We start from the raw sequence: 12,070 nt of genomic DNA, 5'->3' as shown, positions 1-12,070 counted from the left end.
ATATGCGGCTCGGCCTAAGATAGTGATCGTTCACATTTCATGTCAAGGGTGCCTCCGCGCACGAAGGAAGGTCCGACGGCCATGCCCGACACACCACAGCGACGGCCGACCATCAAGGAGGTCGCCCGCGTCGCGGGGGTCTCACACCAGACCGTCTCGCGCTATCTCCGCTTCAACGGAGGCCTCAAGGAGTCGACCAGGACCCGGGTCGACGCCGCGATCAAGGAGCTCGGCTACCGCCCCAACCTCATCGCGCGATCGATGCGCACGCGACGGACCGGGCGTCTGGCGATCCTGCTGCCCAGCGTGGGCTCCTTCAGCCCGGACCGGATGCTCGCCGGTGCGATCGCCACCGCACGCGCTGAGGGTTTCGTGGTCGAGGTCCTGAGCGTGGACGGGGGTCCCGGGGCCCGGGCCGAACGCACGCTCGAACTCGCCGACTCGGGGCAGGTGGAGGGCGTCCTCTCCCTGGCCCCGCTCGCCGCCGACGGTGACCGGGGACTGAACGCGAACACCCCCGTCGTCGTCTCCGCCGACTTCGACGACGACATGCGCGGCATCGGCGGGCTCGCCGACGGTTCGGTCGTCGCCGACCTCGTCGGGGGCCTGGCCGAGTCCGGCCACCAGCGCTTCCTGCACGTCTCGGGCTCCCTGGGGTTCGCCTCGGCCCGGGAGCGCAAGCAGACCTACGCAACGACGATCGAGCGCCTCGGCCTGGAGTCCCGCGGCGTGGTCGACGGAGACTGGTCGGCCGAGTCCGGCCGCGAGGCCGTGCACTCCCTACCGGAGGGCAGCGGCGTCACCGCCGTCATCGCGGCGAACGACGTGGTGGCCGCCGGTGTGGTCCGCGGGGCCCTCGAACGCGGATGGAACGTGCCGGGGGACCTCAGCGTGACGGGTTGGGACAACAGCCCGGTGGGCGCCTACCTCTCGCCGGCGCTCACGACGGTCGACGTCGATCGCGAACGCCTGGGTGACAACGCCATGCGGCGCCTGGTCGCCGCGGTCCGGGGGACGGCACCGGAAACCTCGCACGCGCCGCTCAACAGGATCATCTGGCGTGAATCCACCGGACCGGGACCGAGGCGGGGGTGAACCGGGTTCGCTGACGGACCTTCGGTGGACGGGCGAGGCACACCACGGCCGCGACGGACTGGGGCAGGCCCCGAAGGGTGCCGAGGTTGGCCGTGCCGGCCCGCACCACACCTCCTACCCCCGCCCCCCATGAGGAGGAAGCACACATGAACAACGCCCCGCGCATCCGAGGAGCCGTGTACACGACCGCGCCAGGCTTGCTCATCGGCCGTATCTGCGCCGTCGTGGTAGCGCTGGCCACGGCCACGACGATGCTGCCCCACACCGCCAACGCGGCCATAACCTCCAACGAGACCGGCACCGACGACGGCTACTTCTACTCCTTCTGGACCGACAGCCCCGGGTCGGTCTCCATGGAACTGGGGTCTGGTGGGAACTACAGCACCTCATGGAGCAACACCGGGAACTTCGACGCCTGAGCCCGTGCCGGAATGAACATGGGAAGCCATGGCTACATGATTCTCGCGACGGAGGGATACCAGAGCAGCGGGAACTCCGACATAACGGTGGGCTCCTCCTCCGGCGGCGGGAACCCCGGCGGCGGTGACTGCACCGCGACCCCGTCCGCGGGACAGCAGTGGAGTGACCGGTACAACCTCAACGTATCGGTCAGCGGCTCGAACGGCTGGACCGTGACGATGAACGTGCCGTCCCCGGCGAGGGTCAGCTCCACGTGGAACACCAGCGCCAGCTACCCCAGCTCCCAGGTACTGACCGCCAGGCCCAACGGCAACGGCAACGACTGGGGCGTGACGATCGATCACAACGGCAACTGGACCTGGCCGACCGTCTCCTGTAGCGCGAACTGACCTCCCAACATTCGAGAGACGCCGCACCTGGGGCGCGGCGGCCCCGACCACGGGTGTCCGCCGCCGCCCCGGTCCCGCGCTCCGGCAGGTCCGGGTACGCCGCACAGCCCACGGCCCGTATACGACCGATTCCGTCAGAACCCCTTACCCAGCCGAGGTCCGCGCGCCACAATCGATGGCATGAACAAGTCGAGGTGGATCTGGGCCGGTATCGCGGCCGTGGCCGTCCTGGCCGCACTGGTAGCCGGGCTGTGGTTCGGCGGAGGTCCCACCACACGTGACGGATGGGAGGCCGCGTCCTGGGCCGGCGGCGTCATCGCCGCGCTGGCGCTGATCGCCACCGTCATCGCCTGGGCCACGACCTCCGCGTCCTCGCCCCCGGCCGCGGGGAGTGAACGCGACGTCGTGAACACCGTGAACGGAGACGTCTCCGGCGGCACCGTCATCCAGGTCCGGGACATACATACGGGGAACCGTTCCCACAACGGGGACGACTCCCGCGGTGGCGCCCCCGGCGGGCCGTGACCGGAGGCCGCCCGCGGATCAGCGGAGCAGGGATCGCGCGAACTCGGGCAGGCCGTCTCCGGATCCCAGCGCGCCGCCCACACCCACGCCGAGGGCGCCCGCGCGCAGGAAGTCGGGGGCGTTCGCCGTGCTGACACCTCCTGTGGCCACCACACGCAGTCGCGGGAAGGGACCGGCCAGGGCCGCGACCCAGGCATGGCCCAGGAGGCTCGCGGGAAACGCCTTGACGGTGGTGACGCCGAGTCGTTCCGCCTGGCCGACCTCGGTCGGTGTCGCCACCCCCGGAAGGAACGGCACACCCAACCGCTCGGCCTCGGCGACGGTGTCGGCGTCGAGCCCGGGGGCCACCCCGAAGCGGGCTCCGGCGGACACGGCGCGGCGCAGCCGTCCAGGCGTGGTGATCGTCCCGGCGCCCACGGGGAAGCGGCCCCCGGCGGCACGGACGACCGCGTCCAGCGCAGACGCTCCGCGCTCGCTCTCCTGGGTGACCTCCACCAGCCGTACCCCGGCCCGCCACGCCGAGCCGGCCGCGGCGGCCGCGTCGTCGGGGGCGAGGCCCCGCAGGATGAGCATCAGCGGCACCGGGGTCAGCCCGTCCTCGAAGAACCGCGCCCAGTCGTGGACCATGACGCGCCCGGGTACCGCGCCGGAGGACGTTCCGGTCAAGGTCGGCTCCATCCCAGCTCCTCGCTGATGTCGTGTGCTGTGGCGAGCAGGTCCTCCGTGAGGGCCAGAAGGCCGGGACGGTCGAGGACCATGCTCGGGGCGGAGACCGAGATCGCCGTCGTCACCCGTCCGGCCGCGTCGTGGACCGGAGCGGCGACGCAGTGGATGAACTCCTCGTGCTCGAAGTCGTCCAGGGCCCAGCCCTGTCGTACGACGCGGTCGAGCTCCTCGTCGAGTTCCGCCCGGTCGGTACGGGTGTTGGGGGTGAACCGCGCGAACGGCGGATCACCGAGCAGGTCGGTGCGTTCGCGTTCTGACACGTGGGCGAGGACCGCCTTCCCGATGCCGGTAGCGTGCAGCGGTGCCATCGCACCGATGTGGGAGTACATGCGCACGGCATGGCGCGACTCCACCTTGTCCAGGTACACCACCCGGTTTCCCTCGAGCGCGCCCAGGTGGACGGTCTGTCCGCAGGAGGCGCCCAGGGCCCTGAGGTGCCGGGCGGCGAGCCCCCGGATGTCAAGGCCCTCCAGCGCCGCGGCGGCGAGTGTGGCCATGCGGGGGCCCAGCTGGTAGCTGCCGTCGTCCGTGCGGCGCACGAAGCGCTGTTCCTCCAGGGTGCGCAGCAGGCGTAGCGAGGTCGTGCGGTGCACGTCGAGGCGCCGGCCAAGCTCACTGATGGTGGTGGGGCCGTCGGCCAGCTCCACGAGGATCCGCATCGCGCGTTCGACGCTGTTGGACACCTGTCACCTCTCTCCTCGAAACGTCAGCGGACGGATCCCCGCGCGGGACCCGGGTCAGTCTCCCAGGGCTCGGAGGTCTTCGTCCGCGGTGGTGGGATGTCCCCGTCGATTCCCAGCACGACCCCGGCCGTCGCCGCGCCCTCGGCCAGGCACTCCGGCACCGGGGCCCCGCTCAGTACCCGGTCGAGGAACCCCGCGGCGAAGGCGTCTCCGGCACCGACCGGTTCGACGACCTCGACGTCCGGTGCGATCTGGAAGCAGGAACGGCCCTCGTGAAACGCGGTAGCGCCTTCGGCACCCTGCTTGGCGACGAGCCACTCCGGGCCGTGGAGCAGGTCGCGCAGCTGCCCGAGAGAGGTGACCCCCCATAGGGAGCGGGCCTCGTCGATCCCGCAGAAGACGATGTCGGCCCGCCGGGCGAGGTACAGCAGTCGCTCGGCGTTGTGGGGGCCGTGCAGCGCGGGGCGGTAGTTCACGTCGAAGCTGCGCAGCGTCGACTCGGGGGCGCCGTCCAGGAGTTCCTCGACGAGCCCGTCCGCGGACGCGGACAGGGCCGCGGTGATACCCGTGGTGTGGACGAGCCGGGGGTCGAGCCGCAGCACTCGGGCGGCGTCGTCACGGCTCAGGGTGGAGGCGGCCGACCCCCGGCGCCAGTAGCGCACGCGGGTCCCCTCGGGGCCCGGCTGCTTCATGTACAGCCCTGTGGGCCTTTCGGGGGACACGCGCACGGAGCAGTGCACGCCCGAGGCGGCCAGCCCCTCCCGGATCCGGTGGCCGAAGGGGTCCTCGCCCAGAGCGCTGTGCCACACCACCCGCCGCCCGGCTCGGGCGAGGTGCACGGCGACGTTGGACTCGGCGCCCCCGATCTCGGCGCGGAAGAGGGGCGAGGACCCCGGTACCTGCGGCTCGGGGACCAGCAGGCCCATCGTCTCGCCGACACACACCGCGTCGGGGCGCCGGGGATCCGGCGCGGAGTTGGTGCCGGAGGGGCTCGTCCCGTCCTCGGCAGGCTGCGGCATGTCCACCCACGCTCTTTCGTTCGTTGTCCGGGTCACTCACCTTGTTGACCTGTACCACTCGGGAATGCTATTCAAGTTGATGGCAATAGAGCAACACTGCTGCGCATGGCGCAACACTTAAAGGGGATGGTTGGTGTGTGGGACCTGTTGCTCCATGGCGGCCGGGTCATAGATCCGGCTTCGGGCCGCGACGGGACGGCCGATGTCGCCGTGAGGACGGGGAGAGTCGCCGCCGTCGGCACCGGCCTGCCCCGCTCCCGCGCGGCGCGGACCGTCGACGTCTCCGGCCGCCTGGTGCTCCCGGGGCTCGTGGACATGCACACGCACCTCGGACACGGCGCCGGTTACTGGGGACTCGACCCGGAGCCGCTGGCCTGGCGCACCGGGGTGACGACCTGGGTCGACGCCGGCTCAGCCGGCGCCTACACGCTGGCGGGCATGCGCCGCACCGTCGCCGATCCCTCGCCGCTGCGGATCCACTCGATGATCAACGTCTCCGGCACCGGCCTGGTCGGCCGTACCGGAGAGCACCACGTCCTGGAGAACCTCGACGTGGACACCGCGACAGCGGTGGCCACCGAGCACTCGGACCTGGTCCGCGGCGTCAAGGCGCGCATCGACCGGCACACCGTCGGCGAGCACGGCCTGGAACCCCTGCGCCGAGCGCGGCGGCTGGCCGACCGCCTGGACAAGCCGCTCATGGTCCACATCGGCTACGGTCCACCCGGCCTCACCGACGTCGCGCCGCTCCTGGGGGAGGGGGACGTCCTCACCCACTGCGCGACCGGGGTCGCCACCGACCTCATCTCCGGGGGACGCCCCACCGACGCACTCCTGCGCCTGCGCGAGGCGGGCGTGGTCTTCGACCTGGGACACGGTTCGGGCGCCTTCGACTTCGACGTGTTCGAAGCGGAACTGTCCGCCGGGATCGAACCCGTCGTCTCCACCGACCTGCACATCCGCTCGGTGTACGGACCGGCGTTCGACCTGCCGACCGTCATGGGCAAGGCCCTGGCCGCCGGCATGAGCCTGGCGGACACGGTGGCAGCCGTCACCGTGCGCCCCGCCCGCGCGCTCGGACTGTCCTCCGGGACCCTGGCCGTCGGCGCGGAGGCCGACATGGCCGTGTTCGAGGCGGAACGGGGAGCCTTCCCCACTGTGGACGTCCACGGAGGCGTACGGGAGGCGCCTCTGCGGCTCGTCAACACCGCGACCTACGTCACCGGCCGCCAGCTGCCCCCGCGCTCGGCGGAACCCCCGCCGGCCTGGGTACCGCTCAGCACCGCGCAGCGGCAGGCCGAGAGCGACCGGTGCGCGCGCGTCCGGACCTCCGTACGGCACCTGGACCGGCCGGAGGACTTCGACGAGCCCTTCCCACGCCCGGACCGAACCACCACAGGAGGTGCGTGTTGACCGGTACCACGCCCCGAAACACCGAACCGATCGCCGGCGCGGGACTGCCCGCCGCGCCGTTGGCCGAGCTCGACACCGCCCCGGTCAACGCACGCTCCCTGCCGACCAGCCCCACCTCGGTCGCCGATGTCCGCAGAGCCGGGCTGCGCCTGCGCGACCTGTGGCTTCCCGCCGTCACCCTGGACGAGACCGCCTTGCGGCACAACCTGGACCGCTTCGCCCGCTGGTGCGCCGACCGGGGGGTCGATCTGGCCCCGCACGCCAAGACCACCATGTCACCGCACCTGTGGTCGGCACAGCTGGAACGCGGTGCCTGGGGACTGACCGCGGCGACGGTCGCGCAGGCACGCACCATGCGCTCCTTCGGGGCCAGGCGTGTGCTGATCGCCAACGAGGTCGTGGACGGCGACCAGCTCGCATGGCTCGCCGAGGCACTCGACGACCCGGGCTTCCACCCCATGTGCCTGGTGGACTCCGCTGAGGGCGTACGTCTCGCGGAGTCGGCCCTGGCCGAGGCGGCCCGACCGCTCCCGCTGCTGGTGGAGCTAGGTGTTCCCGGGCGCCGGGCCGGCGTGCGGGACACGGAGGAGGCGCTGCGCCTGGCCCGGCTCGTGCACGACAGCCCGGGGCTGGTCCTGGCCGGGGTCGAGGCCTTCGAGGGGGTCTTCCCCCAGCGCCGGGACGACGACTCCCCCGGCCGGGTCCGTGTCTGGTTGGACCGGCTGCTCGAGTTCACCGTACGCGCGGACGCCGAGGGGCTTTTCGACGAGGTGCCCGAGGCGATCGTCACCGCGGGCGGCAGCAGCTACCCCGACCTGGTCGTCGACGCCCTGTCCGACCCTCCCGGCCTGTCGGTGCCCGTCCGTCGTGTCGTCCGCGCCGGGTGCTACGTCACCCACGACGACCTGTTCATGGAACGCACCTCCCCGCTGCGCTCCTCCGCCACCGACGATCCCCTGCGGCCCGCTCTGAGCTGCTACGCGCGGGTGCTGTCCCACCCCGAAGAGGGCAGGGCGCTGCTGGGGGTCGGCAAACGCGACGTGTCCTTCGACATCGACCTGCCCGTGCCCCGCGCGCTCCTGCGCGGGGAGCACCGCGTTCCGCTGGACGGGGAGGTACGCGTCGTCGAACTCAGCGACCACCACGGGTTCCTCGACGTCACCGGCTCGGGCCCGAACAGTCCCAGGGTCGGCGACATCGTCGAACTGGGCCTGTCCCACCCGTGCACGGTGTTCGACAAGTGGTCACTGATCCCCGTTCTCGGCCCCGACCGGCAGGTCGTGGACGCCGTGCGCCCCCTGTTCTGACCCCGCCGGCCAACCGGCGGACCGTTTCCCGAAGGAGAGCATGTGAGCAAGAAGAAGAGGACCGTCACCACCCCGAACGCCGCCCCGCCAGGCGGCCCCTACTCCCAGGCGGTGGTCGCCGGAGACTTCGTGTACCTGGCCGGTGCGACCCCGCACCGCACGGACGGGTCCCTGGTGGAGGGGACGTTCGACGAGCAGGCCCGGGCGACCTTCGACAACCTCGCCGCCGTGGCCGAGGCCGCCGGCGCGAGCCTGGCCGACGCCGTCCAGGCCAGAATCTACCTGCGCGACCTGGACGACTTCCAGGCGATGAACGGGGTGTTCGCGGAGTACTTCGGCGAGGAGCCGCCGGTGCGTACCACCATCCAGGCGGACCTGCCCGGCTTCCTCGTCGAGGTCGACGCCGTGCTGTACACGCCCTAGCACCCGTTCGGGGCACGCCTGCCCGGCTGCCGGGGCCCCGTGTCCGGGCACCCGGACACGGGACCGGGCGAAGCGGACCCCCGAAGGGACACCGCCCGGCCCCGTGACCGGAGAAGGCGCACCGCCCCGTCCTTCGCGGCCGACCCCGTACTCACAACCGGACCCGGCGCCGAGACCCACTACGAGTACGGGGGCAACGGGGCCGGGCCCACCCCTCACACCGGCGACGTCCGCGGCCAGCACACCAGCCGTCGTCCCCGCCTCCCCAGCGGCGCCACGTGCGCGTCCCCCTCACCTCGGAGAAGTGTCATGATCGAAACACACATGGGCTACCTGGTGGCCCTCCTGGCCGCGGTCGTCCTCATGATCGGCATCAGCTGGTGGGTGGCCCGGCGCACACGCAGCGGCGAGGACTTCCTGCTCGCCGGGCGCAAGCTCAGCACCCCCCTTGTGATGGGCAGCACCCTGGCGACCCTGGTCGGCACCGGGTCCAGCCTGGGCGCGGTCGGGTTCGCCTACCAGAACGGGTGGGCGGGCGCCCTGTACGGGATCGGCGGAGCGGCCGGTGTCTTCCTGCTCCTGTGGCTCTTCGCCGACGTGCGCCGGCACGGCTTCATGACCTTCGCCGAGGAGATGAGCTACTACTACGGTGCCAGCCGAGCCGTCAAGGGTGTGGTGGCCGTGCTGCTGTTCATGGCCTCCGTCGGATGGCTGGGCGCGCACATCATGGGCGGGGCGATGTACCTGTCCTTCCTCACCGGGATGGAGGAGAACACGGCCAAGGTGGTCATCGCCCTGGGCTTCGGTGTGTACACCGTGGTGGGCGGCTACCTGGCGGTGGTCATCACCGACGCCATCCAGGGCACGCTCCTGTTCGTCGGCTTCACCGTCCTCGCGGTCCTCGCCCTGGTGCGGGTCGGCGGGTTCGACGGGGTGAACGAGGGGGTCTCCGAGGAGGCCTCCTCCATGCTCGGGGTCGAGGCGATGGGTGCGCTGCCCGCCCTGTCGCTCGCGCTGGTCATCGCCGTGGGGGTGCTGGCCACCCCGTCCTACCGGCAGCGGATCTACTCCGCCGCCAACGTCCGGACCGTCAAGCGCAGCTTCCTGATCGCCGGGACGCTCTTCGCCGCCTTCTCCGTGCTGCCCGCCGTCGCCGGGATGTCCACCATGGCCCTGGAACCCGGCCTGGAGAACCCCGACATGGCCTTCCCCTACCTGGCGACCACCCTCTTCCCCATGTGGATGGGCGCGTTCCTGCTGGTGGCGGGGTTGTCGGCGACGATGTCCTCCGGGGACTCCGACGGCATCGTGGGTGTCACCATCCTGCTGCGTGACGTCTCCCAGATCGTCACCGGCAAGCTTCCCAAGACGGAGAACATGGTGCTCTACTCACGGCTGGCCCTGGTCGCGGTACTCGCGCTGTCCCTGACGTTCTCGCTGCTCGCCACCACGATCATCGACTACATCACCCTGATGATCTCCACCGTGCTCACTGGTCTGCTGGTGGCGTCGCTCCTCGGCAAGTTCTGGCCCCGGGCCACGTGGCAGGGCGGAATCGCGGCGATGGTGGGAGGCTCAGCGGCCGCCCTGGTCGTCAACAACGTGGAGGCGTACACGCAGTTCTGGGGGAACGCGGTGATTCCGTCCCTGGCCGTGGCCCTGCTGTCCGGGGTGGCCGTCAGCCTGGTCACGCCGCGCAACCGGGTCTCCGGGGAGGAGGCACTGCGTGTGCTGGCCGAGGAACGGGCCACCCTCGACGTGGGAACCGAACTGCGCGCCGGTGAGGCCGAGGACCGTCCCTCGGCCTGACCAGCTCCGACCGCCGCGGCCCCACGGCCGTGACGGTCGAACGCGGGGGCGCCCGTGGACCCTCAGGGCCGCGCGAAGGACCAGGCGGGCCGCGTGGGGGAAATCGTGGACGGCCCCGCCCCGGATGTCGGATAGCAGCGCGGCGCGCTGCCGACCCATGCCGCCCTTCTCCACCGCCCCGACGATCCGGGTGTAGAAGCGCGCGAAGAGCGGGTGTCGCACTCGTTCCCCGGCCACGGCCATCACCGTCCCCCGGGAAAATCGGCCGGGACGGACCCGTCACTCCCACGGGGCCGCGGCACGTCACACACAGAACGGTCCGCCCCGTCCGGATCTGCCGGACGGGGCGGACCGTGTGCCGTGTCCGAACGTCTAGTCGTTGCCGGTCTCGATGGCGGCGTGGTCGAGCAGACCCAGGTCCGCCTCGTCGGGGCCCTCCCCGCGGGAGGCGATCGCGTCGGCCCCACCCTTGGGCATCGCGCCGATCAGCCCGGTCGAGGCTGCCTGGGCCGCACCGATCGACGCCGAGGAGGAGCCGTCGCCGACCATGCCGAGCGTGGCGTACTCCTCCAGCTTGGCGCGGGAGTCGGCGATGTCGAGGTTGCGCATGGTCAGCTGGCCGATGCGGTCGACCGGGCCGAACGCGGAGTCCTCCGTCCGCTCCATGGACAGCTTGTCCGGGTGGTAGCTGAACGCCGGTCCGGTCGTGTCCAGGATCGAGTAGTCCTCACCGCGCCGAAGCCGCAGGGTCACCTCGCCGGTGATCGCCATGCCCACCCAGCGCTGCAACGACTCGCGCTGCATCAGGGCCTGGGGCTCCAGCCAACGGCCCTCGTACATCAGCCTGCCGAGGCGCCGCCCCTCGCTGTGGTAGCTGGCGATGGTGTCCTCGTTGTGGATGGCGTTGACCAGCCGCTCGTAGGCCACGTGCAGGAGCGCCATGCCCGGCGCCTCGTAGATGCCCCGGCTCTTGGCCTCGATGACGCGGTTCTCGATCTGGTCGGACATGCCCAGGCCGTGGCGACCGCCGATGGTGTTGGCCTCCAGCACCAGGTCGACGGCGGAGGGGAAGCTCTTGCCGTTGATGGTCACCGGCCGCCCCTGCTCGAAGCCGATCGTGACGTCCTCGGCGGGGACGTCCACGTCCGGGTCCCAGAACCGCACGCCCATGATGGGGTCGACGATCTCGATGCCGGTGTCGAGGTGTTCGAGGGCCTTGGCCTCGTGTGTCGCACCCCAGATGTTGGCGTCGGTGGAGTAGGCCTTCTCCGCGCTGTCCCGGTAGGGCAGGCCGCGTTCGGTCAGCCACTCCGACATCTCCTTGCGGCCGCCGAGCTCGCTGACGAAGTCGGCGTCCAGCCAGGGCTTGTAGACACGCAGGGAGGGGTTGGCGAGCAGACCGTAGCGGTAGAACCGCTCGATGTCGTTGCCCTTGAAGGTGGAGCCGTCGCCCCAGATCTGCACGCCGTCCTCGAGCATCGCGCGCACCAGCAGGGTGCCCGTGACGGCACGCCCCAGAGGGGTGGTGTTGAAGTAGGCGCGGCCGCCGGAACGGATGTGGAACGCGCCGCAGGCCAGGGCGGCGAAACCCTCTTCGACCAGGGCCGCGCGGCCGTCGACCAGTCGGGCGACCTCGGCGCCGTAGTCGCCGGCGCGGCCGGGTACCGATGCGATGTCGGGTTCGTCGTACTGGCCGATATCAGCGGTGTACGTGCACGGGATCGCGCCCTTCTCGCGCATCCACGCGACCGCCACGGAGGTGTCGAGACCTCCGGAGAAGGCGATCCCGACACGTTCACCGACAGGCAGAGAGGTGAGCACCTTGGACATGGAAATAAGTATGCACGAATATGAATTATAATTCAAATCGGGTGTGAGCAGGGGTTCCGCGGCGGCCGGGGCGGCTGTTCGGCCGGGTTCGGTGGCCGTGGTGCGCGCGTTCACGCCCGCCGTGACGACGGCGTGGTGGCCGGTGCCGAGGACGTCGGCCAGGGTCAGCAGCTGCGAGTCCTCACCCACGGGCAGCTTGACCGGGGTGCCCTTGGCCTGCGGGACACGGAGCGGCAGGGGCGCAGGTCGCTGCCGCACACGCAGGAGCGCACCACGCGCACGACCGCGTCGATGGGCTCCTGGATCCTCGGGTCGGGCACGTCCCCCACCCGCACGTCCCCGGCGCCGTACAAGAGAGCTGCGCGCATCGGTTTCCTCCTCCGTCGTGGCTGTGCCCGGTCGCCCGGCGCCCCGCGGGACGGAACCACCGG

General features: G+C 71.3%; 12 protein-coding genes. 8 read left to right on the top strand and 4 right to left on the bottom strand.

What is annotated here, in order from left to right; genetic code table 11:
• Positions 1-81: 81 nt before the first annotated feature.
• The 4 genes from AC0T5L_RS22225 to AC0T5L_RS22210 all read left to right on the top strand — a co-directional run bounded on the left by AC0T5L_RS22225 (position 82) and on the right by AC0T5L_RS22210 (position 2,429).
• A complete protein-coding gene (locus tag AC0T5L_RS22225) occupies positions 82-1,095 on the top strand; it encodes a LacI family DNA-binding transcriptional regulator (RefSeq protein ID WP_476167405.1) in 1,014 nt (337 codons plus the stop codon).
• Between the two features lie 146 nt (positions 1,096-1,241).
• A complete protein-coding gene (locus AC0T5L_RS22220) occupies positions 1,242-1,514 on the top strand; it encodes a glycoside hydrolase family 11 protein (RefSeq protein ID WP_476167404.1) in 273 nt (90 codons plus the stop codon).
• Between the two features lie 36 nt (positions 1,515-1,550).
• Entirely contained in the window at positions 1,551-1,904 is a 354-nt protein-coding gene (locus AC0T5L_RS22215) for a hypothetical protein (RefSeq protein ID WP_476167403.1), read from the top strand.
• A 180-nt stretch (positions 1,905-2,084) separates the two neighbouring features.
• Positions 2,085-2,429: a hypothetical protein gene (locus AC0T5L_RS22210; RefSeq protein WP_476167402.1), complete on the top strand. Its 345-nt coding sequence runs from the start codon at positions 2,085-2,087 to the stop codon at positions 2,427-2,429.
• A gap of 18 nt (positions 2,430-2,447) precedes the next feature.
• On the opposite strand, the gene AC0T5L_RS22205 is transcribed toward AC0T5L_RS22210, so the two are convergent.
• From AC0T5L_RS22205 to AC0T5L_RS22195, 3 genes are read right to left on the bottom strand one after another with little or no spacing between them, the layout of a single operon-like run.
• Positions 2,448-3,107 (bottom strand): bifunctional 4-hydroxy-2-oxoglutarate aldolase/2-dehydro-3-deoxy-phosphogluconate aldolase, encoded by a 660-nt coding sequence (locus AC0T5L_RS22205; protein ID WP_476167401.1) that lies wholly within the window; start codon positions 3,105-3,107, stop codon positions 2,448-2,450.
• Positions 3,092-3,838 (bottom strand): IclR family transcriptional regulator, encoded by a 747-nt coding sequence (locus tag AC0T5L_RS22200; RefSeq protein WP_476167400.1) that lies wholly within the window; start codon positions 3,836-3,838, stop codon positions 3,092-3,094. The genes AC0T5L_RS22205 and AC0T5L_RS22200 overlap by 16 nt, the downstream gene beginning before the upstream one ends.
• 23 nt (positions 3,839-3,861) lie before the next feature.
• Entirely contained in the window at positions 3,862-4,857 is a 996-nt protein-coding gene (locus AC0T5L_RS22195) for a sugar kinase (protein ID WP_476167399.1), read from the bottom strand.
• 135 nt (positions 4,858-4,992) lie between these two features.
• On the opposite strand from AC0T5L_RS22195, the gene AC0T5L_RS22190 reads away from it, so the two are divergent.
• The 4 genes from AC0T5L_RS22190 to AC0T5L_RS22175 all read left to right on the top strand — a co-directional run bounded on the left by AC0T5L_RS22190 (position 4,993) and on the right by AC0T5L_RS22175 (position 9,809).
• Complete coding sequence (locus AC0T5L_RS22190; protein ID WP_476167450.1) at positions 4,993-6,270, top strand: amidohydrolase family protein; 1,278 nt, start codon at positions 4,993-4,995, stop codon at positions 6,268-6,270.
• A complete protein-coding gene (locus AC0T5L_RS22185; RefSeq protein WP_476167398.1) occupies positions 6,264-7,577 on the top strand; it encodes an alanine racemase in 1,314 nt (437 codons plus the stop codon). The genes AC0T5L_RS22190 and AC0T5L_RS22185 overlap by 7 nt, the downstream gene beginning before the upstream one ends.
• A 42-nt stretch (positions 7,578-7,619) precedes the next feature.
• The gene (locus tag AC0T5L_RS22180) at positions 7,620-8,000 is read left to right on the top strand and encodes a RidA family protein (protein ID WP_476167397.1); all 381 of its coding nucleotides are present in this window, start codon (positions 7,620-7,622) and stop codon (positions 7,998-8,000) included.
• A gap of 309 nt (positions 8,001-8,309) precedes the next feature.
• Entirely contained in the window at positions 8,310-9,809 is a 1,500-nt protein-coding gene (locus AC0T5L_RS22175; protein ID WP_476167396.1) for a sodium:solute symporter family protein, read from the top strand.
• 372 nt (positions 9,810-10,181) lie between these two features.
• Here the strand turns inward: AC0T5L_RS22175 and argG are convergent, their stop codons facing one another.
• A complete protein-coding gene (argG, locus tag AC0T5L_RS22170; protein ID WP_476167449.1) occupies positions 10,182-11,639 on the bottom strand; it encodes an argininosuccinate synthase in 1,458 nt (485 codons plus the stop codon).
• Positions 11,640-12,070 lie beyond the last annotated feature (431 nt).

Source organism: Nocardiopsis sp. TRM 82005 (genome assembly GCF_056312425.1).
The sequence above is the reverse complement of the archived record's forward strand: the minus strand, read 5'-3'. Positions and strand labels throughout refer to the sequence as shown.

Bases quoted from the DNA above. Each gene is read 5' to 3' on its own strand.
- AC0T5L_RS22225 (WP_476167405.1), top strand. From the start codon at position 82: ATGCCCGACACACCACAGCGACGGCCGACCATCAAGGAGGTCGCCCGC.
- AC0T5L_RS22220 (WP_476167404.1), top strand. From the start codon at position 1,242: ATGAACAACGCCCCGCGCATCCGAGGAGCCGTGTACACGACCGCGCCA.
- AC0T5L_RS22215 (WP_476167403.1), top strand. From the start codon at position 1,551: ATGATTCTCGCGACGGAGGGATACCAGAGCAGCGGGAACTCCGACATA.
- AC0T5L_RS22210 (WP_476167402.1), top strand. From the start codon at position 2,085: ATGAACAAGTCGAGGTGGATCTGGGCCGGTATCGCGGCCGTGGCCGTC.
- AC0T5L_RS22205 (WP_476167401.1), bottom strand. From the start codon at position 3,107: ATGGAGCCGACCTTGACCGGAACGTCCTCCGGCGCGGTACCCGGGCGC.
- AC0T5L_RS22195 (WP_476167399.1), bottom strand. From the start codon at position 4,857: ATGCCGCAGCCTGCCGAGGACGGGACGAGCCCCTCCGGCACCAACTCC.
- AC0T5L_RS22175 (WP_476167396.1), top strand. From the start codon at position 8,310: ATGATCGAAACACACATGGGCTACCTGGTGGCCCTCCTGGCCGCGGTC.
- argG (WP_476167449.1), bottom strand. From the start codon at position 11,639: ATGTCCAAGGTGCTCACCTCTCTGCCTGTCGGTGAACGTGTCGGGATC.